24 protein-coding genes and 1 pseudogene are annotated in these 20,732 nt (G+C 59.8%); 12 read left to right on the top strand and 13 right to left on the bottom strand.

The genetic code is table 11. The features are described from left to right. Positions 1 to 55 precede the first annotated feature (55 nt). Positions 56 to 289: pseudogene (locus ACA060_RS10890) on the top strand (LysR family transcriptional regulator); the annotation flags it as partial. Here ACA060_RS10890 and ACA060_RS10885 read toward each other — a convergent pair. Together ACA060_RS10885 and ggt are read right to left on the bottom strand one after the other, a co-directional pair. Beyond that, positions 279 to 818, bottom strand: coding sequence for a cysteine hydrolase family protein (locus ACA060_RS10885; RefSeq protein WP_497317140.1), 540 nt, complete (start codon positions 816 to 818; stop codon positions 279 to 281). The pseudogene ACA060_RS10890 and the gene ACA060_RS10885 sit on opposite strands and share 11 nt — an antisense overlap. A 69-nt stretch (positions 819 to 887) precedes the next feature. Continuing rightward, positions 888 to 2,615, bottom strand: coding sequence for a gamma-glutamyltransferase (gene ggt / locus ACA060_RS10880; RefSeq protein ID WP_109629505.1), 1,728 nt, complete (start codon positions 2,613 to 2,615; stop codon positions 888 to 890). A gap of 149 nt (positions 2,616 to 2,764) precedes the next feature. On the opposite strand from ggt, the gene ACA060_RS10875 reads away from it, so the two are divergent. After that, entirely contained in the window at positions 2,765 to 3,280 is a 516-nt protein-coding gene (locus ACA060_RS10875; protein ID WP_497317138.1) for a methylated-DNA--[protein]-cysteine S-methyltransferase, read from the top strand. A gap of 181 nt (positions 3,281 to 3,461) precedes the next feature. Here the strand turns inward: ACA060_RS10875 and ACA060_RS10870 are convergent, their stop codons facing one another. The 4 genes from ACA060_RS10870 to ACA060_RS10855 all read right to left on the bottom strand — a co-directional run bounded on the left by ACA060_RS10870 (position 3,462) and on the right by ACA060_RS10855 (position 6,529). Continuing rightward, entirely contained in the window at positions 3,462 to 4,049 is a 588-nt protein-coding gene (locus tag ACA060_RS10870; RefSeq protein WP_497317136.1) for an NUDIX domain-containing protein, read from the bottom strand. 80 nt (positions 4,050 to 4,129) lie between these two features. Then, positions 4,130 to 5,191 carry a chitinase gene (locus tag ACA060_RS10865; RefSeq protein ID WP_497317135.1) on the bottom strand — a complete coding sequence of 354 codons (1,062 nt, stop codon included), beginning with the start codon at positions 5,189 to 5,191 and terminating at the stop codon, positions 4,130 to 4,132. A gap of 42 nt (positions 5,192 to 5,233) precedes the next feature. Next, a complete protein-coding gene (locus ACA060_RS10860) occupies positions 5,234 to 5,869 on the bottom strand; it encodes a lytic polysaccharide monooxygenase auxiliary activity family 9 protein (protein ID WP_497317133.1) in 636 nt (211 codons plus the stop codon). A 222-nt stretch (positions 5,870 to 6,091) separates the two neighbouring features. Beyond that, a complete protein-coding gene (locus ACA060_RS10855) occupies positions 6,092 to 6,529 on the bottom strand; it encodes a hemerythrin domain-containing protein (RefSeq protein ID WP_497317131.1) in 438 nt (145 codons plus the stop codon). A 151-nt stretch (positions 6,530 to 6,680) separates the two neighbouring features. On the opposite strand from ACA060_RS10855, the gene ACA060_RS10850 reads away from it, so the two are divergent. Next, positions 6,681 to 7,112 (top strand): GNAT family N-acetyltransferase, encoded by a 432-nt coding sequence (locus ACA060_RS10850; protein WP_109629490.1) that lies wholly within the window; start codon positions 6,681 to 6,683, stop codon positions 7,110 to 7,112. 141 nt (positions 7,113 to 7,253) lie between these two features. Here ACA060_RS10850 and ACA060_RS10845 read toward each other — a convergent pair whose 3' ends face one another. Continuing rightward, on the bottom strand, positions 7,254 to 7,604 hold the full coding sequence (locus ACA060_RS10845) for a hypothetical protein (protein WP_109629487.1): 351 nt from the start codon (positions 7,602 to 7,604) through the stop codon (positions 7,254 to 7,256). A gap of 162 nt (positions 7,605 to 7,766) precedes the next feature. Here ACA060_RS10845 and ACA060_RS10840 point away from each other — a divergent pair, with 162 nt between their 5' ends. The 9 genes from ACA060_RS10840 to ACA060_RS10800 all read left to right on the top strand — a co-directional run bounded on the left by ACA060_RS10840 (position 7,767) and on the right by ACA060_RS10800 (position 12,778). Beyond that, positions 7,767 to 8,015: a hypothetical protein gene (locus ACA060_RS10840; RefSeq protein ID WP_008154823.1), complete on the top strand. Its 249-nt coding sequence runs from the start codon at positions 7,767 to 7,769 to the stop codon at positions 8,013 to 8,015. Positions 8,016 to 8,036: 21 nt separating this feature from the next. Then, the gene (locus ACA060_RS10835; protein WP_497317128.1) at positions 8,037 to 8,366 is read left to right on the top strand and encodes a DUF6388 family protein; all 330 of its coding nucleotides are present in this window, start codon (positions 8,037 to 8,039) and stop codon (positions 8,364 to 8,366) included. A 35-nt stretch (positions 8,367 to 8,401) separates the two neighbouring features. Continuing rightward, positions 8,402 to 9,106: a YoaK family protein gene (locus tag ACA060_RS10830; RefSeq protein WP_497317126.1), complete on the top strand. Its 705-nt coding sequence runs from the start codon at positions 8,402 to 8,404 to the stop codon at positions 9,104 to 9,106. A 200-nt stretch (positions 9,107 to 9,306) separates the two neighbouring features. Then, positions 9,307 to 9,699 carry a sulfurtransferase complex subunit TusD gene (tusD, locus tag ACA060_RS10825; protein ID WP_109636010.1) on the top strand — a complete coding sequence of 131 codons (393 nt, stop codon included), beginning with the start codon at positions 9,307 to 9,309 and terminating at the stop codon, positions 9,697 to 9,699. A 1-nt stretch (position 9,700) separates the two neighbouring features. Continuing rightward, positions 9,701 to 10,063: a sulfurtransferase complex subunit TusC gene (gene tusC / locus ACA060_RS10820; protein WP_497317124.1), complete on the top strand. Its 363-nt coding sequence runs from the start codon at positions 9,701 to 9,703 to the stop codon at positions 10,061 to 10,063. Beyond that, positions 10,063 to 10,356 (top strand): sulfurtransferase complex subunit TusB, encoded by a 294-nt coding sequence (gene tusB / locus ACA060_RS10815; protein WP_497317122.1) that lies wholly within the window; start codon positions 10,063 to 10,065, stop codon positions 10,354 to 10,356. The genes tusC and tusB overlap by 1 nt, the downstream gene beginning before the upstream one ends. After that, positions 10,353 to 10,688 carry a TusE/DsrC/DsvC family sulfur relay protein gene (locus ACA060_RS10810; protein WP_109629474.1) on the top strand — a complete coding sequence of 112 codons (336 nt, stop codon included), beginning with the start codon at positions 10,353 to 10,355 and terminating at the stop codon, positions 10,686 to 10,688. The genes tusB and ACA060_RS10810 overlap by 4 nt, the downstream gene beginning before the upstream one ends. Next, positions 10,685 to 11,686 carry a glycosyl transferase family protein gene (locus tag ACA060_RS10805; RefSeq protein ID WP_497317120.1) on the top strand — a complete coding sequence of 334 codons (1,002 nt, stop codon included), beginning with the start codon at positions 10,685 to 10,687 and terminating at the stop codon, positions 11,684 to 11,686. Before ACA060_RS10810 ends, ACA060_RS10805 begins: the two co-directional genes overlap by 4 nt. Positions 11,687 to 11,776: 90 nt before the next feature. Continuing rightward, positions 11,777 to 12,778 (top strand): glutathione S-transferase family protein, encoded by a 1,002-nt coding sequence (locus ACA060_RS10800; protein ID WP_497317118.1) that lies wholly within the window; start codon positions 11,777 to 11,779, stop codon positions 12,776 to 12,778. Positions 12,779 to 12,895: 117 nt separating this feature from the next. Here the strand turns inward: ACA060_RS10800 and cysG are convergent, their stop codons facing one another. The 6 genes from cysG to ACA060_RS10770 all read right to left on the bottom strand — a co-directional run bounded on the left by cysG (position 12,896) and on the right by ACA060_RS10770 (position 20,556). Beyond that, positions 12,896 to 14,290 carry a siroheme synthase CysG gene (gene cysG, locus ACA060_RS10795; RefSeq protein ID WP_497317116.1) on the bottom strand — a complete coding sequence of 465 codons (1,395 nt, stop codon included), beginning with the start codon at positions 14,288 to 14,290 and terminating at the stop codon, positions 12,896 to 12,898. Further along, on the bottom strand, positions 14,291 to 15,571 hold the full coding sequence (gene serS / locus ACA060_RS10790; RefSeq protein WP_109629460.1) for a serine--tRNA ligase: 1,281 nt from the start codon (positions 15,569 to 15,571) through the stop codon (positions 14,291 to 14,293). A gap of 15 nt (positions 15,572 to 15,586) precedes the next feature. Next, on the bottom strand, positions 15,587 to 15,961 hold the full coding sequence (crcB, locus tag ACA060_RS10785) for a fluoride efflux transporter CrcB (protein WP_461954768.1): 375 nt from the start codon (positions 15,959 to 15,961) through the stop codon (positions 15,587 to 15,589). Then, positions 15,962 to 17,284, bottom strand: coding sequence for a replication-associated recombination protein A (locus ACA060_RS10780; protein ID WP_497318209.1), 1,323 nt, complete (start codon positions 17,282 to 17,284; stop codon positions 15,962 to 15,964). Positions 17,285 to 17,457: 173 nt separating this feature from the next. Further along, positions 17,458 to 18,081: an outer membrane lipoprotein periplasmic chaperone LolA gene (gene lolA, locus ACA060_RS10775; RefSeq protein ID WP_008154853.1), complete on the bottom strand. Its 624-nt coding sequence runs from the start codon at positions 18,079 to 18,081 to the stop codon at positions 17,458 to 17,460. Positions 18,082 to 18,147: 66 nt separating this feature from the next. Then, on the bottom strand, positions 18,148 to 20,556 hold the full coding sequence (locus ACA060_RS10770; RefSeq protein ID WP_109629455.1) for a DNA translocase FtsK: 2,409 nt from the start codon (positions 20,554 to 20,556) through the stop codon (positions 18,148 to 18,150). Positions 20,557 to 20,732: the final 176 nt, after the last annotated feature.

Below are 20,732 nucleotides of genomic sequence, written 5' to 3'. Positions count from 1 at the left end.
AGCCGGTCCTACGTCAAGATTCAAAGCCTACCCGCCCTGCTTTTTTAACGGCAGGGTGTTCACCGACAGCATGGACGGCACGGCGTTGCTCATTCTGTCAGGACAGCATTTGGGCTTTCTACCGCAGCACTATGCGGCGAAGCATGAACAGCTGAGGCAGTTGCATCCGCTGAACCCCGAGTTGCTGCGCTATGAGGTCGGCTTTCATGCGGCGGTTCGGCATTCGGCGCGTCAGCGGGATCTGGTGAGTGCGTTCCTGAGCGAGCTGATCGATGTTTTTAGTTCTTGATCGTTACTTCGCTGGCCGGGATGACGTCGATCCGTGCCACGGGCCCCGTCAAGTGCGCCAGGTCTGCGTTGTGCTCGGCGATGATGTCTTCGGCGGCGAGGTTGCCGTTGTCGACGGTGGAATGCGCGTCGGCGGCGAGCACCACGTCATAGCCCAGGTTCAGGGCCTGGCGGACGGTGGCGTTGACGCAATAGTCGGTTTGCAGCCCGCAGATAATCAGGCGGTCGATGGCAAAATCTTGCAGTTGGGCTTGCAAGTGGGTCTTGTAGAACGAGTCTCGCGTGGTTTTTCGCACGCGAAGGTCTTGCGGTGAAGTCATCAGGCTTTCGGCCAGTTGCCAGCCTTCAGAACCCTGTTGCAGCAGATCGCCCTTTTCTTCGTGCTGGATGAGGATGACCGGTATCTTGGCCTCTCGGGCCTTGGCGCTCAGGCTGTTGATTTTCTCGATGACGCGCTTGATCTCAAAGCATTCGTACTCGCCAGTGCACAAGGCATGCTGGACGTCGATGATCAGCAGTGCAGTAGTCATGGTTCCTTCCTTAAGAGGTCGGTGGATCAGGGGACAGAAAATAGATCTGTCCCCTTTGAAAAACAACCCTTAATAACCGAGCGACAATCCGGTATTCCTGCGCGGGTCATTGGCCCCATAGAAGCGATTGTTGCCCACTGGTTTGCCTTCCAGCGAAGGCGCGCCCACCAGGATCGCTGCCACATGGTTGGCATCTTGCGGCCCGGCGAACTTGTGGCCCCAGCTTTCGAGCATCTTCACCGTGTCCGGACTGGTGGTGAAGGTTTCCAGGTTGGTCTCTTCCGGCAGCCATTGCTGGTGGAAACGGGGCGCATCGACCGCTTCCTGGATGTTCATGCCGTAGTCGATCACGTTGAGGATGGTCAGCAAGGTCGCGGTGATGATGCGACTGCCGCCGGGGGTGCCGACGACCATCACAACCTTGCCGTCCTTGGTGACGATGGTCGGGCTCATGGACGACAGCGGTGCCTTGCCGGGTGCGATGGCGTTGGCTTCGCCTTGCACCAGGCCGTACATGTTGGGCACGCCGATTTTTGAGGTGAAGTCGTCCATTTCGTCGTTGAGGATGACCCCGGTTTTGCTGGCCATGACACCGGCGCCGAACCAGTCGTTGAGGGTGTAGGTCACCGATACCGCGTTGCCCCATTTATCGACGATGGAGTAATGCGTGGTGTTGCTGCCTTCATGGGGCGCTACGCCGGGTTTGAGTTCGCTCGATACGGCGGCCTTCTTGGGATCAATCGCGGCACGGATTTTAGTCGCGTAGTTTTTATCCAGCAGGTGGGCGATCGGATTTTTCACGAAGTCCGGGTCGCCGAGGTAGCTGTTGCGGTCCACATAGGCGTGGCGCATCGCTTCGATCTGGTAATGCATGCCTTGGGCCGAGTGGTAGCCCAGGTCTTTCATCGGGTAGCCTTCGAGGATGTTCATGATCTCGCAGATCACCACACCACCGGAGCTGGGCGGCGGTGCCGAGACCACGTGATAACCCCGGTAGTCGCACTCGATCGGCGCCAGTTCACGGGTCTTGTATTTGTCGAGGTCGGCCTGGGTGATGATGCCCTTGTTGGCCTGGCTGGAGGTGACGATAGCGTCGGCCACCCAGCCTTTGTAGAAACCGTCTTCGCCCTTCTCGGAAATTTCCCGCAGGGTTTTCGCCAGATCCTTCTGTACCAGTTTTTGCCCGACTTGCATCGGCTCGCCATTGCTCAAGAAGATCGCGCCGGAATCCTTGATGTCCTTCTTGAACACGTCGGTGGCGTATTCCAGCAATTCGACATCGCCCTGCTCCAGCACGAATCCGTCTTCGGCGAGCTTGATCGCCGGGGCTATCACTTCCTTGCGCGGTTTGGTGCCGTATTTCTTCAGCGCCAGTTCCATGCCGGATACGGTGCCGGGCACGCCAACCGCCAAGTGGCCACGGGTGCTCAGCTCCGGCACGACATTGCCCTCTTTATCGAGGTACATGTTGGCGGTGGCAGCCAGTGGGGCTTTTTCGCGGAAATCGAGGAAAGTCTTGCGCCCGTCCGCCAGTTGAACGGTCATGAAACCGCCACCACCCAGGTTACCCGCAGCGGGATAAACCACCGCCAGCGCATAACCCACCGCGACTGCGGCATCGACGGCGTTGCCACCGTTCTTGAGTACGTCGACGCCCACATGGGAGGCCAGATGCTGGGCCGTGACGACCATGCCGTTTTCGGCCGCTACCGGGGCCACCGAGGCCGCGTAAGCACTGAGGCAGCTGAGCGCCAAGGAGGTCGCAATCAGCGATTTGGCAAAAGGTTCGAACTTCATGAGTCGGTCTCTTTTTGTTTTTTGGCTCTGTTTAAAAACGGAGGAAACGTTTCAAAGCAGAGGCAAGTATGGCTGGGATTGCGTATTGCGCCTCCCCGTCGAGGCAGTATGCTTGGCCTCTGTCCAGCCCTTGCGCGGAGTTCGCCGGCATGACCTACACCTTCACCACCCTGGCGTCTCCGGTCGGCGAGCTGAAGCTGGTTGCGAAAGATTCAAGACTGGCCGCCATCCTCTGGGAAAACGACAAGCCGAACCGCGTACGGCTCGGGCCGATGAGCGAAGCCCCGGACAATCCGATCCTCGTGCGCGCCGTTCAACAGCTGCAGGAATACTTCGCCGGCACGCGGAATCGCTTCGAGCTGGAACTGGATTTTGCCGGAACGGACTTTCAGAAGAAGGTGTGGCAGGCGCTGCTGACCATTCCGTTTGGCGAGACGCGCAGTTACAGCGAAATCGCCGAACAGATTGGCAACCCGAGTGCGGTGCGGGCGGTGGGCGCGGCGAATGGCAGGAACCCGATTTCGATTATTGCGCCGTGCCATCGGGTGATTGGGGCGTCGGGGAAGTTAACCGGGTTTGCCGGTGGGCTTGAGGCCAAGGAGCGGTTGTTGACGCTGGAGGGTTGCGAGTGGTCAGCGGCCAAGCGAACGGGCGAGCTGTTTTAAACTGAGCCCCCGGAAACTCTGTGGCGAGGGGATTTATCCCCGTTCGGCTGCGCAGCAGTCGTGAATCCGGACTACGCGGTGCATCAGATAGACCGTGCGCTCAAGTTTTGCGGCTGCTTCGCAGCCGAACGGGGATAAATCCCCTCGCCACAGGACAGCGGCCACAAAGGGCAAGCGTCGCTCAGATGAAGATGTTTTTCATCGCGGCGTACTGCAGCAACATGATGGTCTTCGCATCGCAGATCTCCCCGCGATAAAACGCCTCGAGCGCTTCGTCGAATGTCCACTCCAGCACTTCCAGTTCTTCGGTCTCTTCTTCCAGCCCGCCGCCCTCGCTGACTTTCGACGCAGCGTCATATTCGGCGATGAAGAAGTGCAGTTTTTCGGTTACCGAGCCTGGGCTCATGTAGGCCTCAAAGACCTTTTGCACGTGGTGAACGCGATAGCCGGTTTCTTCTTCGGCTTCGGCGCGAATGCGCTCTTCAGGTGCAGCGCCTTCGAGCAGCCCCGCCGCCACTTCAATCAGCAAACCATCATGGCCGTTGACGAACACCGGCAACCGAAACTGACGCGTCAGCACCACGGTTCTTTTCTCGCGATTGAACAGCAGAATCGCCACGCCATTGCCACGGTCGTACACCTCGCGAGTCTGGCGCTGCCAATCGCCATTGTTACGCAGATAGTCGAAGGTGATTTTCTTCAGCAGGTACCAGTCGTGGGACAACACCTGGGACTCAATGATGTTGACCCTTTCGGCTGTGTTCGCCATCACAACGCATCCTTTTTTTCGTCAGAAGATCCACATGGTAGGCGAAAACGAAAAAGCCCGGCATCTCTGCCGGGCTTCTTTTACAGCTGGCTGGCGACATCAGGCAGCGCGCTGTCTTCCTGTGAAGAGAGCTGCTTGCCATTGATCATCGGCCCGTAACGACGGCTGAACTCCCAGTTGTAAGGCACGCGGTCCCTATTGACCCCGTTGTCCCAATTCACCGACCAGGTCATCAGGCCCTTGATCGAAAGTCCCTTGGCGTCGAGACGCTTGAAGGCATTCACCACTGCCGCCGGGTTGATCACGTAGCCGGTGGCCGCCGCATCGACGTTGGCGGGCAGGCCAATCACGAATTTGTCCGCAGGGATCTTCGTGAACCCACGAGTGCCACTCACCAGACTTTCGGTCAGGTAAAACAGGAAGTCCTCTTTCAGCGCGTCGTTGTTCTGCGCGATCCACGCGCCATTGCCGTTATTGGCTTCCGGCACCCAGATTCCGTCGCCGCCCTGGTTGTAATACTGCGGGGCGATGAAGTCGTAGTAGCCTTCCAGCGCCTGAAGGTAACCGACATATTTGCCGGCAGTGGTCAGGTATGGGAACTCCGGGGCCATGCTGATGATGAAGTGCTTGCCTTCACCGGCGTAATGGTCCTTGACCAGCTTCAGCGCGGCAGGCAGGACGCTCTTGTTGTCGGCGAAATCAATCGCGCTCTGTTCAAGATCGATGTCCAGCCCATCGAAGCCGTAGGTTTCCACCAGACGGATGATTTCGTTGGCCAGCGGTTGTTCGTTGCCTTTGTGCAGCTCGATGTGCGCGTCGGCGCCACCGAGGGAAATCAGCACCGCCCTGCCCTGGCTATTCAGCACACCGACCTGGCGACGGAACTCGGCGTCGGACAGGTTGTATGGCTTGAAGGTCGGGATGCCGTTGCCCTTCATGAAGGCCACGGCCACCACGTTGTAATCCTTGGGCACATCCTGCAGCGAAATGTTGCCGAACTGGCCCCGCTGGTAACCGTCGCTCGGGCCGGCGGGCCAGTTGTGCCAGAAGCCCATGAGGATCTTTTTGCCGGCAATGCTCGGCATCAACGAAGCGGCGTCGGCGAGTGGCGATTTCAATAACGTAAAGTCGAATTTTGACATGTTCTATTCCTTCAGAACGTGTGGAGGATTAACGCTGCGGGCTTACTTGAAGTCCACGTCGAACGCTTGGTAGAAGGCATTGCCGGTGTTAGCCACGATCCACATCAGCACGATGACGTGATGGCCTTTTTTGTTGCCGGGCAGTTTCACTTCGTGGTTGACCTTGGCCTTCATTTCAGCGGAATGGCTGAAGTACGGGACCTGGGTATAGAAGTCGTCGAAGAACGATTTCGGCTCCAGTTGCGCACGGTTGATGCGCTGTTTCGGGTTCCAGCCATCCTTGGTGATGAACCAGCTGTAGCCGCGGGTCACGTGGGGCGCGGTGTATTCCCAGGTGACCTTGAAGGTCTGACCCGGATCGACGTTCAGCAAAGGCCAGGTGAACGGGCGGCCAAGCTTGAGGCTCATTTCTTCGTTGGTGAAGTTGATGCAGTCACGGGCATCCGTCTTGCCTCCGCTGAGGATGTTGCCGTCGGCGGGTGGCGTGACACTGTCGCTGTCGGTTTGATACGGCGCCGCAAATGGCCCCGCCGTCAGCGATGGGAAGTTCTTGCCGCCTTCCATTTCGTTGACTTGCCAGTTACCCAGCAGCTCCAGCTCGACGGCGACCGCACCGCGGCTGGAAGGGGATGTGACACGACCGTGTCGAAGTTGCGGTTGAGTCTGTGGTTGGTTCATTTTTTTCACTCCGTTGATTTAAGAACTCTCCTTCCTGAGGAGAGGCCTTCAACCTAACGGAGCTGGTTTTTTTGTCCATCGACCCATTTGTGGCCCGGATGAGGCCGCTTTGGCTGATCACCTGCAAATACTGGATATATAACCAGTTATCTGATCCAAATCCTACGCCCTGTGTAGCAAAAGGATTACAACGCAAGGCAGCAATCGGGGTCATGGTGACGCTTAGGAAAGCTGTGCCTTGTATTCCTTTTCGTATTGGCCAGCCAGGGTCTCTTTCTGCTTGTCGTCGAGCAGCTTGCCGGCCATCTGGAAGAATTTCTGCTCTTCCTCTTCCAAGTGATGATGAACCTTATCGGACAGCTTCTTGGCGGTCGCCAGCCAGGACGGGCTGGACATTTCCGTCTCATCCAGCTCTTCCATCATTTCGTCCATCTCGTGGTGCTCGGAGATGGCGTGGCGGCTGAGATCTACTCCATTGTCGAACTCCATCAGCGGAATGTAGAAGTGGCGTTCTTCAGCGGTTTCGTGGGCCTGGAGTTCGGACTTGAGCTGTTTGTAAGCCTCGACCCGCTCCGGGGTGTCACCGCTGGTCTTGATGAGGGCTTTGGCGTAGGTGCGCTGGCGGTCGTGACTTTCACGCAGGGCTTCAAAAATATTCACGGGGTGATCCTCATTGGCCGCGTTCAGGAATGACGCTGTTTAGGCTAGACATCCAGGCGCGAGCGAGGGTTCCACCTGAAGCGCTGGAACTACGGCTGCTTGGCGCGATAGGCTTGGGCCTGTTTTTTCCAAAGCCATAAGGATGTAGCCGATGACCCTGCGTATCGAACAATCGCTGAACCCCACGGATGAAGAACGGCAAGCGATCCTTCTGCCGTTGCGTGCCTATAACGCCTCAAAGGCCGGTGTCTCGACGCAGGAGACATTTGCCTTGCTGGTGCGTGACGACAACGGCGAGATCCTCGGTGGTCTCTACGGTCGAGTGTTTTACCAATGGATGTTTATCGAATTGCTATCAGTGCCTGAGCAGGCCCGGGGACAAGGCCTGGGCTCAAAGCTGATGCGAATGGCCGAAGACCTTGCGCGGGAGAAGGCATGCGTCGGGGTATGGCTCGACACCTTCGACTTCCAGGCGCCGGAGTTCTACAAGAAGTTGGGTTATAGCGAGTTGGGGCAGATCGTCGACTATCCGCCGGGGCACAAGCGCCTGTTTTTCCAGAAGCGCCTGATCAACGACGTGTAACCCTTTATGCGCTTCACACCAAACCCCTGTGGGAGCGGGCTTGCTCGCGAACGCAGTGTGTCAGACAACATCTATGTCGACGGACACGGCCTCTTCGCGAGCAAGCCCGCTCCCACAGGGGGAATTGCGTCAGCCTTCAGATCAGAGGCAGGTCGCGAGCGCCGCGAGGCGGCGCTTGGCCACGAAGTCATCCTGCTGCGCGTAGTAACTCAGCACGGTACCGGAAGCATCGGTCGTCACGTCGACAAACGACTCCGCCGAACGCGTGTAGACGGTGGAGCCACCCTTCTCACCCGGCTGCAAATAAGCGCCGGCATCAACACCGAACACCGCCTCGTCCTGCCAGGAAAACTGCACGCACTGGGCAACGACTTTTTCCGGTTTGTCCGAGTTCAGGGTCTTGTACGGGGCTTTGGTGCGGGCATCGTTCATCACCGAGCCGGCGCATCCCGCCAGCAACGTTGCGGCCAGCGCCACCATCAGAATTCGCATTGTGTTCGCTCATCAAGAAAAAGCGGACTGTATCACCGTGGCACGGCGTATCGTTCTGCTTTACTTCATTTATACCGCGACACCGCGTGACGATTCGCGCACCCTGTCGCGCCATTAACGTTGCATCGCCCATTTTTTCGGGCTCATTTTTCTGGAAAGGTCATGACACCCAACGCCGAGTATTACAAACCGACCGCCGAATACGCGGACAAGCTGATCAGCCAGATCGGTCAGACGCCGTCCTGGATCGCCAAGCGAATTGGCGTCACCGACAAACGGATTCGTTACATCCTCGACGGCGAACGCACCGTCAAAGGCGAAACCACGCCGATCCAGATGACCTACCCCGAGCAGTTTGCCCTCGAGTGCCTGGCCGCTGCGGCCAAAGCCAGCAAGAAGCAATCTTCGTAACCCCAGCCTCAAGGAACGACCATGGCGGCAACCGAACAGCAACACGAACAGGCGCTGAAGAAGTTTCTCGATGAGCGCCCCGAATTGCGCCACGAACTCGACAACCTCAACCCGCTATTGGCTCAGGCCAAGGGCGAGACCGCAGCGCAGTACCGCGACGAGCGCCTGCATGAGGCCTTCGAAGCCGAGGCCGAGCGCCTGGGTCTGTTTGCCTGGGAGCTGACCTTGCAACTGACTGCCGCGACGCCTGAAGACTACGAGGCCCAGCGTAGGGAAGTGCACAAGGAAGTGGCCGAGATGGCTGGTATGGACTGGCTGGACTATTGCGAGTTATATGGTTTGACCAAGTGACCGTGACGGTCGCTGCCTGAGGACGACCTCCGCCGATGTTGCCATCCCTTTCGACTTCTCGCGCCAGTCCGGGCCATCTGCATATACAGAAATGGCGCGGACGCATCGGCATGGTGCTGGTGGCCGCCCTTTCGGTACTCGCCGGCATGACCGACGCCATCGGCTTCATGGCCAGCGGCGATTTTGTCTCCTTCATGAGCGGCAACACCACCCGCCTCGCCGTGGCCATCAGCGACGGCGATCTCGGGCTGACACTGCGTCTGTTGATTCTTGTGGCGACCTTCGTCGTCGGTAACGCCTTGGGCATTGTCGTCAGCCGCCTCGGTGGTCGCCGTGCGCTGCCCTTGTTGCTGTGCATCGCGATGCTGCTCTGCGGCGCCGCAGCCTGGCCTTATGAAGAGCAATTGCCGGCGCTGCTGGCGGCAATCATTGCCATGGGCATGCTCAATGCCGCAGTGGAAGAAGTGAACGGCCTGCCGGTCGGCCTCACTTATGTCACCGGCGCGCTGTCGCGCTTCGGCCGTGGGCTGGGACGGTGGATGCTCGGTGAGCGGCGTAATGGCTGGCGGGTTCAGTTGATTCCCTGGACGGGGATGTTTGCCGGTGCGGTGCTCGGCGCAGTGCTGGAACATTACCTTGGGCTTAAAGCGATGTTTGTCAGCGGGTTGCTGGCGGGGGCGATCGGGTTGCTGTCGCTGAAGATTCCGCGGCGTTGGCAGTTGGGGTATATGCCGCGTTGAGCGGTGCCTGAGAGTCAGCCATCGCGAGCAGGCTCGCTCCCACAGGGTTTTGTAGAGAATTTCGATTTCGTGTACGACACAAATCCCTTGTGGGAGCGAGCCTGCTCGCGATGGCCGCGACTCGGTCTAGGAGTAAACGCCCTTCGCCGCCCCGCCGATAAAGCTTTATCATGGCCACAGTTTTGCTGATCGAGTCCGTCATGAAGTTCGCCATCGCGCTGTTTTCCGCCGCCCATGCGCCCTCCTCGCGCCGTGCCTTGCTGTTTGCCGAGGCTGCACTGGCCGGCGGGCATGAGATTGTCCGGCTGTTTTTCTATCAGGACGGCGTCTATAACGCCTCCGGCAGCGTAGTCACCCCGCAGGATGAGCAGGACCTGCCCAAGCAATGGCGCGCCTTTGTCACCGAGCATCAGCTGGACGGCGTGGTGTGCATCGCCGCCGCCCTGCGCCGTGGTGTGTTGAACGCAGAGGAAGCCGGACGCTATCAGCGTGACGCCGTTGCCGTGGGCGCGCCGTGGGAATTGTCCGGCCTCGGCCAGTTGCATGACGCGGTGCAAGACGCTGACCGCCTGATCTGTTTCGGAGGCGCTTGAGATGGCTAAATCCCTGCTGATCATCAGCCGTCAGGCCCCGTGGTCCGGGCCGAGCGCCCGGGAAGCACTGGACATCGTGCTGGCCGGCGGCGCGTTCGACCTGCCCATCGGCTTGTTGTTTCTCGATGACGGGGTGTTCCAGCTCGCTGCGAAACAGGACGCCAAGACGCTGCAACAGAAAGACCTCAGCGCCAACCTGCAAGCGTTGCCGATGTTCGGTGTTGAAGACCTGTTTGTCTGTGGCGACAGTGCTGCTGAACGGGGTCTGGACCTCAACGGTCGCTCGCTTGAAGAAGCCCAAGTGCTGGCCGCTCAGGAAATCACTGCACTTATTGACCGTTACGACCAGGTGATCACCCTCTGATGTCGACTTTGCATGTGTTGTCTCATTCCCCGTTCGGCGATGACCGCCTGACCAGTTGCTTGCGCGTTATCGGCACGGACGATGCGCTGTTGCTGACCGGTGACGCCGTATACGCGTTGCAGCCGGGCACCGCGCCGTTCAACGCGCTGAATGCTCGCCCATTGAAACTGTTCGTACTGGCCGAAGACGCCCAGGCTCGGGCGCTGGAGATTCCCGATGCAGCCAAGGCCATCGATTACCCGGCCTTCGTCGAGCTGTCGATTCACTACGACAAGGTCAACAGCTGGCTATGAATTCAATGACCGTCGGCGCTCGCGCCATCGAATTGGACAAGGACGGTTTTCTGGTCGAACTCAGCGACTGGTCGAACGAGGTGGCCACCGCCCTCGCCGCCGCCGAAGACATCGAGCTGAGTCCAGACCACTGGGAAATCCTCGAATTGCTGCGCAGTTTCTACGCCGAATTCCAGCTGTCCCCGGCCACCCGCCCGCTGATCAAGTACACCGCGTTGAAGCTCGGCCCGGAAAAAGGCAACAGCCTGCACCTGAATAAACTGTTCAAAGGCACCCCTGCCAAACTCGCCGCGAAACTGGCGGGCCTGCCCAAACCGACGAATTGCTTATGACCGACTTTCCAGCGCTGACTCTCGAAACGCCCGCCGAACACCCGTTTGCCCAGTTCGTGCGCATCCTCGGCAAGGGCAAGCGTGGCGCCCGCGACCTGACCCGGGCCGAAGCGCGGGAAGCCATGGGCATGGTGCTCGACGACAAGGTCGAGGACACCCAGCTCGGTGCGTTCTTGATGCTGTTGCGGCACAAGGAAGAAAGCGCCGAGGAAATGGCCGGCTTCACCGAAGCCCTGCGTGAACGGTTGAACCCGCCAGCCCTGGCGGTCGATCTGGACTGGCCGACGTATGCCGGCAAGAAGCGTCACCTGCCGTGGTACTTGCTGGCGGCCAAATGCCTGGCGCAGAACGGTGTGCGCATCTTCATGCACGGCGGCGGCGCGCACACGGCCGGTCGGCTGTACAGCGAGCAATTGCTGGAAGGATTGAACATTCCGTTGTCCCGCAACTGGCAGCAGGTCGGCACCGCACTCGATAACGGTGGCCTGGCGTTCATGCCGCTGGTGGACTGGGCGCCGCAACTTCAGCGCATGATCGACCTGCGCAACACTTTGGGCCTGCGCTCGCCGATCCATTCCCTCACCCGGATCCTCAATCCGTTGGGCGCTCGCTGCGGCCTGCAAAGCATTTTCCACCCCGGTTACCAGGCGGTGCATCGCGATGCCAGCGGCTTGCTCGGTGACACGGCGATTGTGGTCAAGGGCGACGGTGGCGAAATCGAGATCAACCCGGACGCCGACAGCCACTTGTACGGCACCACCGGCGGCGAAAGCTGGGACGAGGAATGGCCGCAGTTGTCGAGCCAGCGCCACGTCAAACCCGCCGCGCTCGATCCCGAGCATTTGAAAGCCGTCTGGCGCGGTGATGTGGTCGACAGCTACCCGCAAATGGCCTTGATCTCGACCATGGCCCTCGCGTTGCGCGGCCTCGGCCAGACCCGCGAACTGGCCTTCAAAACCGCCCAGCAGTATTGGGACGCTCGGGACAGATCGATTTAACCGATCATAACCCCCGAACCTTTGCGCTATTTTATCGAACCTATGCGAATAGACTCTTCTCCAACGCTTATTGGTTGAGGAGTCTTGAACATGGGTTTGTTAGTTGAAGGTCGCTGGCAGGACCAGTGGTATGAAAGCAGCAAGGACGGCGCGTTCCAGCGCGAACAGGCGCAACGTCGCAACTGGCTGACCGCCGACGGCAAGCCCGGCCCCACAGGTGTCGGTGGTTTTGCAGCCGAGGCCGGTCGTTATCATCTCTACGTGTCCCTCGCCTGTCCGTGGGCGCATCGCACGCTGATTTTGCGCAAACTCAAAGGCCTCGAAAGCCTCATCGACGTCTCGGTGGTCAGCTGGCTGATGCTGGAAAACGGCTGGACCTTCGACCAGAACCTCGGATCGACCGGCGACAAGCTCGATCATTTCGATTTCATGCACCAGCGCTACACCGCCGACACCGCCGATTACACCGGTCGTGTCACCGTGCCGGTGCTCTGGGACAAACAGCAGAATCGCATCGTCAACAATGAATCGGCGGAGATCATCCGCATGTTCAATGGCGCCTTTGACGACCTGACCGGTAATGACCTGGATTTCTATCCGGCGCCCCTGCGCGGTGAGATCGATGCGTTGAACGAGCGGATTTACCCGGCCGTGAACAACGGCGTTTATCGCGCCGGGTTTGCCACGTCACAGCAGGCGTATGAAGAAGCGTTCGATGATGTGTTTGCCGAAATGGATCGACTGGAGCAGCTGTTGGTCGCCAACCGTTACCTGGTGGGTGAGTATCTGACCGAAGCTGATATTCGGCTGTTCACCACGCTGATTCGCTTTGATGCGGTGTACCACGGCCACTTCAAGTGCAACCTGCGGCGGATCGCCGATTATCCGAATCTGTCGAACTGGCTGCGGGAGATGTATCAGTGGCCGGGGATTGCCGAGACGGTGGATTTTCAGCACATCAAAAATCACTACTACGGCAGCCACAAGACCATCAATCCGACGGGGGTTGTGCCGAAAGGGCCGGCGCAGGATTTCACAGCAACCCATGATCGGGCGCGGTTGAGTGGGAAAGGGGTTTGGCGCAGGGCCTGAGGTTTGTACCGTTTTTGAGGACCCCAATCGCTAGCAGGCTAGCTCCCACACTGGATTTGTGTCGTTCACAAATCCCCTGTGGGAGCTAGCCTGCTAGCGATTGGGGCGACTCAGTGTTCAGACTTGCGCCTGAGCGCCCTCGAACCACGCCAGTTTCTCGCGCAGTTGCACCACTTCCCCAACAATCACCAGCGTGGGCGCATGCACTTCATGCTCCGCCACCAGTCGAGGAAGATCAGCCAGCGTGCCGGTAAACACCCGCTGATTGACCGTGGTGCCCTGCTGGATCAACGCCGCCGGGGTGTCCGCCCCGCGACCGTGCTTGATCAATTGCTCGCAGATGACCGGCAAGCCCACCAGCCCCATGTAAAACACCAGGGTTTGCGCTGGCGCGACCAGGTCGGCCCACGGCAAATCGGTGGAGCCGTCCTTCAAATGCCCGGTGACAAATCGCACCGACTGCGCGTAATCACGATGAGTCAGCGGAATCCCGGCGTACGCCGCGCAACCGCTGGCGGCCGTGATGCCCGGTACGACCTGGAACGGGATGCCATGGGCCGCCAGCTCTTCGATCTCTTCACCGCCGCGACCGAAGATGAACGGATCACCGCCCTTCAATCGCACGACCCGCTTGCCCTGCTTCGCCAGATCCACCAATTGCTGGTTGATCTGATCCTGAGGCACGGCGTGATCGGCGCGACGCTTGCCGACGTAGACCCGCTCGGCATCGCGACGGCACAAATCGAGAATCGCCGGGGCGACCAGGCGGTCGTAGAGCACCACATCGGCTTGCTGCATCAGGCGCAAGGCACGGAAGGTCAGCAAGTCCGGATCACCTGGACCTGCGCCGACCAAATACACTTCACCCGTGGCGACCGGCGCTTCGCCATTGATCTTGGCGAGCATCAAGCGCTCGGCTTCGGCACCCTGCCCGGCCAGTTGGCGGTCGGCAATCGGCCCCTGGAACACATCTTCCCAGAACGCCCGACGCTGCTGCACATCCGGGAACAGGCGTTTGACCTGGCTGCGAAAACGCGCCGCCAGACCGGCCAGTTGACCGTAGGTGGAAGGAATCCAGGTTTCCAGCTTGGCGCGGATCAGCCGCGCCAGCACCGGAGCATCGCCGCCGCTGGACACCGCGATAATCAAGGGGGAACGGTCGACGATCGCCGGGAAGATCACGCTGCACAAGGCCGGCGCATCCACCACGTTGACCGGCACGCAACGCCGATGGGCATCGGCGGAGACTTGCGCGTTCAGCGGTTCGTCATCGGTGGCGGCAATGATCAGCCCGCAACCATCCAGGTCCGCTTCGACGTAGCCACGCACCAGACACTCGCCACCGCTGCCGACAACCAGCTCGCGCAGTTGCGGTTCGATTTCAGGTGCAACCACCCGCAGCAGCGCACCGGCTTCGGCCAGCAGGCGGGATTTGCGCAAGGCAATCTCCCCGCCGCCGACGACCAACACACGACTGCCGCGAAGGTTATGAAACAGCGGCAGATAGTCCATTTAGCCGATGACCTCAAGGCCACCCATGTACGGTTTCAGCACTTCTGGCACACGGATCGAACCGTCGGCCTGCTGGTAGTTTTCCAGCACTGCCACCAGCGTACGACCGACCGCCAGGCCGGAACCGTTGAGGGTGTGAACCAGTTCAGGCTTGCCGGTTTCCGGGTTGCGGAAACGCGCTTGCATACGACGCGCCTGGAAGTCGCCACAGTTGGAGCACGACGAAATCTCGCGGTACTTGTCCTGGCTCGGGATCCACACTTCCAGATCGTAAGTCTTGACTGCGCTGAAGCCCATGTCGCCGGTGCACAGGGCAATCGTGCGATAAGGCAGTTCCAGCAGTTGCAGGACTTTTTCGGCGTTGGCAGTCAGGCCTTCCAGCGCTTCCATCGACGTCGACGGCTCAACGATCTGCACCATCTCGACCTTGTCGAACTGGTGCTGGCGGATCATGCCGCGAGTATCGCGACCCGACGCACCGGCTTCGCTGCGGAAGCACGGCGTGTGAGCAACGAACTTGATCGGCAGCAGTTTCGAATCGACGATCTCGCCGGCCACGATGTTGGTCAGCGACACTTCAGCGGTCGGGATCAGGTACAGATCCGCTTCGCCTTCACGGCTGATCTTGAACAGGTCTTCTTCGAACTTCGGCAGTTGACCGGTGCCTTGCAGCGCTGGCGCCTGGACCAGATACGGCGTGTAAGCCTCTTCGTAACCGTGTTCGCTGGTGTGCAGGTTGATCATGAACTGCGCCAGGGCGCGGTGCATACGGGCGATCGGGCCGCGCAACAAGGCGAAACGGGCGCCAGACAGCTTGGCGGCGGTTTCGAAGTCCAGCCAGCCGAACTTCTCGCCCAGGGCCACGTGATCCTGAACCGGGAAATCGAAAGCGGTCGGGGTGCCCCAGCGGCGCACTTCGACGTTGCCGTCTTCGTCATCACCGATCGGCACGGACTCGTGCGGCAGGTTCGGGATACCGAGCAGGATCGAATCCAGATCGGTCTGGATCGCGTCCAGCTCGACTTTACCGGCGCTCAATTCGTTCGCCATGCGCTCGACGTCGGCCATCAGCGGCGCGATGTCTTCGCCGCGCTGCTTGGCCTGACCGATGGATTTTGAGCGCGCATTACGTTCAGCCTGCAGTGCTTCGGTGCGGGTCTGGACGGTCTTGCGCTGTTCTTCCAGCGCTTCGATGCGCGCAACATCCAGCGTGTAGCCACGGGATGCCAGGCGGTCCGCTACGTCCTGAAGGTTGCTACGTAACAGTTTGGAATCGAGCATATCGGTCTCTCGTTATCAAAGTTTGGTCAAGGACAGGCCAGCCCAGGTGGCGAGCAGCCCGCCGAATACGCTGATGGCAGCATAGCCCAGGGCCAGCGGCATTTGCCCGGTTTCGAGCAGGCGCACCGTATCCAGTGAAAAGGATGAAAAAGTCGTCAGCCCCCCGAGGAAGCCGACCATCAACCCGGCGCGCACCTCGATCGGCACCTCCGGGCGTATCAAAAACAGACCGTATAGAACGCCGATCAGCAAACAGCCGACGATATTAACGGCCAGCGTTGCGGTATAGAAGTGCCGCGGCCAATTAGCGTTGACCCAATTACCGGTGGCAAAGCGCAACAGTGTTCCGGCGACACCGCCGACGGAGACCGCAATGACCAAAGGAATCACTTATTTTCTCCGCTGCCGGGGGCTTAGACGGTCAAGTTGTGCGAGGTGATTGAGCTTTTCGCCGATTTTCAGCTCCAGGCCACGGGGCACGGGCTGATAGAACGGTTGCGGCTCGAGTTCTTCCGGGAAATAGTCTTCGCCGGCGGCATAAGCATCCGGCTCATCGTGGGCATAACGGTATTCATCGCCGTAACCCAATTGCTTCATCAGTTTCGTCGGCGCGTTGCGCAGGTGCAGCGGCACTTCCAGCGAACCGTGTTCGGTGGCGCTGCGCATGGCAGCTTTGAAACCCATGTACACCGCGTTGCTTTTCGGCGCGCAAGCCAGATAGGTGATGGCCTGGGCCACCGCCAATTCACCTTCGGGGCTGCCGAGGCGTTCCTGCACTTCCCACGCCGCCAGGCACAGGCTCAGGGCACGCGGGTCGGCGTTGCCGATGTCTTCGCTGGCCATGCGCACCACGCGCCGGGCCAGGTACAGCGGATCGCAACCGCCGTCGATCATGCGCGCGAACCAGTACAGCGCACCGTCAGGATTGGAGCCGCGCACCGATTTATGCAGCGCGGAAATCTGGTCGTAGAACGCTTCGCCGCCCTTGTCGAAACGCCGACGGGTATCCCCGAGCAGACTTTGCAGCAGATCGACACCGATCTCGCTGTTGTCTTCGGCCAGGTCGGAAGCGTTTTCCAACAGGTTGAGCAGGCGCCGACCATCGCCATCGGCGGCGGACAACAGCATCTGGAAGCCTTCATCGCTGAGGGTCAGTTGCCGCTTGCCCAAGCCACGCTCTTCGGTCAACGCCCGATTCACCAGTTTGCGCAGGGCCGATTCGTCGAGGCTTTTGAGCACGTAGACGCGTGCCCGGGAGAGCAACGCGTTGTTGAGTTCGAACGAGGGATTTTCCGTGGTCGCGCCGATGAAAATCAGTGTGCCGTCTTCGACGTACGGCAGGAATGCATCCTGCTGCGACTTGTTGAAGCGATGCACCTCATCGACGAACAGGATGGTTCGCTTGCCGTACTGGCCGGCCTGCTGCTTGGCGATCTCCACCGCCTGACGGATTTCCTTAACGCCGGCCAGCACCGCCGAGACCGTTTCGAAGTGCGCATCCGAGACTTCCGCAAGCAACCGCGCCAAGGTGGTCTTGCCCACGCCCGGCGGACCCCAGAAGATCATCGAGTGCAAGGCACCCTGCTCCAGCGCTTCGCGCAAAGGCTTGCCGCGAGCGAGCAGGTGTTCCTGACCGACGTACTCGTCCAGATTGGCTGCGCGCAGGCGTGCTGCCAATGGTTGAGCTATCGGGGCGCTGCGAAACAGGTCCATCACGTGCGGTTGAAACCTCGCTTTATTACGCAGTTCTCAAGTCTGGCGAAATCCTGTGGCGAGGGAGCTTGCTCCCGCTGGACTGCGCAGCAGTCCCATTTTGGGGGGCGCTTCGCGCCCCAGCGGGAGCAAGCTCCCTCGCCACACAAGCCCGCTCCCACAGGTTTTGCGTTTTACTCTTGGATGACGTCCGCGCCTTTAGGGATGTCGAACTTGAACTTGGAGGCCGGGATCGGCTCGTTGGCCTTCACGCCGGTGAACAGGATGTTGGTGCGCTGACCGACGCTGTCGATCATCTGCATGTCATTGACCAGGCCGTTGCGGAACGACAGACGCAAGCTGTCGAACAGGGTGTCCTTGGTTTTCGGCTTCAAGGTGAAATCGATCACGCCACCGGCTTCCTTGGCGCTGATGTCGAAGCTCTGGCTGATCTTGGACACGTCACCGGACAACAACAGTGCCGGCGTCTGGGTCAGACGCTGGTCGAGGTTCTTGATGGTGGCCTGCTCCAGGTCCGGATCCCACAACGTTACCTTCTTGCCGTCGGAAACCATCGTCTGTTCGGCTGGCGCGTTGGTGTGCCAGTAGAACAAGCCAGGGCGCTGCAAGGACATTTCACCCGCGGTTTCCTGCAACTGGGTGCCGCTGCCGTCCAGCGTCAGCTGAGAGAAGCGCGCAGTCAGGGTCTGGGATTTTTCGAGCAGTTGGGTCAGACGCGCCACGTCCTTGTCATCGGCGTGGGCCGAGAGCGTGGTCAAAGCCAGTACCGGCAGCAACAGCATGCGGATAAGACGCATGGGAGTCCTCATAACATTCGTGGGAGTTCGGGTGGCGCATCTCTGCGCCATCCTTTCAAAATCAAATCAGTCGCGTACCGGGCCAGGCGCCAGGACTTCACGCGAACCGTTGGTATTCATGGACGTCACGACCCCGGCCATTTCCATGGCTTCGATCATGCGCGCAGCGCGGTTGTAGCCGATTTTCAGCTTGCGCTGAACCGCAGAGATGGACGCACGACGGCTTTCCAGGACGAACTGCACCGCTTCGTCATAAAGCGCATCGGATTCGCTGTCTTCGTCGCCACCGCCACTGCCGCCGTCGAAACCGCTACCGGCCTCTTCAACACCGGCCAGGATTTCGTCGTTGTACTCCGGCGCGCCACGCAGTTTCCAGGCTTCAACCACCCGGTGAACCTCGTCATCGGACACGAACGCACCATGGACACGAATCGGCAGGCTGGTGCCCGGCGGCATGTAGAGCATGTCACCGTGGCCCAGCAGTTGCTCGGCGCCGCCCTGGTCGATGATGGTCCGGGAGTCGATCTTGCTCGACACCTGGAACGCCATACGCGTCGGGATGTTGGCCTTGATCAGACCGGTGATCACGTCCACCGACGGACGCTGGGTCGCGAGGATCAAGTGGATACCGGCCGCACGGGCCTTCTGGGCGATACGGGCGATCAGTTCTTCAACCTTCTTGCCGACGATCATCATCATGTCGGCGAATTCGTCGACCACCACGACGATGGTCGGCAGCTTGGTCAGCAGCGGCGCTTCGTCGTGAATGCTTTCGCGCTTGTACAGAGGATCGGTCAGCGGCGTGCCGGCGTCCTGGGCTTCCTTGACCTTGGCGTTGAAGCCCGACAGGTTTCGTACGCCCATCTTCGCCATCAGCTTATAGCGACGCTCCATCTCCGCCACGCTCCAACGCAGCGCGTTGGCCGCGTCCTTCATGTCGGTCACGACCGGGCACAGCAGGTGCGGAATGCCTTCGTAGATCGACAGCTCGAGCATTTTCGGGTCGATCATGATCAGCTTGGCGTCTTCCGGGCCGGACTTGAACAGGATCGACAGGATCATCGCGTTCACACCCACCGACTTACCGGAACCGGTCGTACCGGCCACCAGCAAGTGCGGCATTTTCGCCAGGTCGGTGATGACCGGCTTGCCGCCGATGTCGTGGCCCAGGGCCAGGGTGACCGGCGACTTGAAGTTGTCGTACTCAGGCGTCGACAGCACTTCGGAGAAACGCACGATCTGGCGGTCTTCGTTGGGAATCTCGATACCAACGGTGGTCTTGCCCGGAATCACTTCCACCACACGGACGCTGGTCACGGCCAGGGAACGCGCCAAGTCTTTTGCCAGGTTGGAGATGCGGCTGACTTTGACGCCGGCGGCCGGCTGGATTTCGTAACGGGTAATGACCGGGCCCGGGTGAATCGAATCCACCGAGACTTCGACGCCGAATTCCTTGAGCTTGATTTCCAGCAAGTGGCCGACGGCGGCCAGCGACTCTGGCGAATAATTGAGTTGTTTCTTTTCGGCCGGGTCGAGAATCGAGATCGGCGGCAAGGTGCCTTCGACGGCGCTGTCAACGAACAACGGCGCCTGCTTCTCTTTCTCTACGCGCTTGCTCGGCGCTGCCGGCTTGGGCGGCGCAGGTGCGATGACAGGCGGCACCTGCTTTTCGCGGTCCGACATGTGCTTGCTCAGGGCCTGCTCACGTTCGATCAGGCGTTCCTTGACCTTGGCTTGCTCGCGTTTGTCGGTCACCGTCGGGGCGACCACGTCATGCACGCGATCGTCGACTTCACGCAACTGCGCAACCAGCTGTTTGCGCTCGACACGGGCGGCCCACCAGCGATTGGCCGCACCCTGGAACAGTTCGAACAGGTCGAGGGTGATCTTGCCGGTGACGTCCATCACCTTGAACCACGAAAGGTCGGTGAATACGGTCAGGCCGAACAGGAACAGCGCGATGAACAACAGCGTGCTGCCCTGGATGTTCAGCGCGTTCCTGGCCAGGTCGCCAAGGCTTTCGCCCAACGCGCCGCCAGCACCGGCCGGCAGACCGGTGGCCGCATGGAAATGGATATGCGCCAAAGCGGCGCCCGACAGCACCAGAAACACCAGGCCGATCAGGCGCCAGGAGAACAGCCAGCCGCTCCACTGCCACTGTTCGTGGCGCTGACGGAAGATCTGATAGGCCTTGATCGCCAGCAACAGCGGGAAGATGTAGGCGAAGTAACCCAGCACCATGAACAGGATGTCGGCGCTGTAGGAGCCGACCGGTCCGCCGAAGTTCTGCACGTCGTCGATCTTGCTGTTATGGCTCCAGCCTGGATCGTCCTTGCCATAGGTCAACAAGGCCATCATCAGGAACAGGCACAAGCCGCCGATGGCGATCAATGCACCTTCCTTGAGCCGGTAGTGCAAATGCTGGCGCCAAAGTGGAACGACGGCTGGTTTAGGTGCTGCGGTGGATTTCTTCAAAACGCTTCTTTTCCTGCGCCTGTGGCGCGTCCATCTGTTGAATGACTATAAAAACTGCCCAATCCAGGCAGGTAAAAAAGTTAACACGCACAACTGGGACTACTTTTAACACTGCACCCCGGTTTTTATAAACACGGCACGCACAGCTTATTTTGTTACAACCACTGTTACAGACG

It is taken from the genome of Pseudomonas sp. LBUM1671, assembly GCF_059695685.1.
This window is presented reverse-complemented; position numbering and strand designations above follow the sequence as displayed.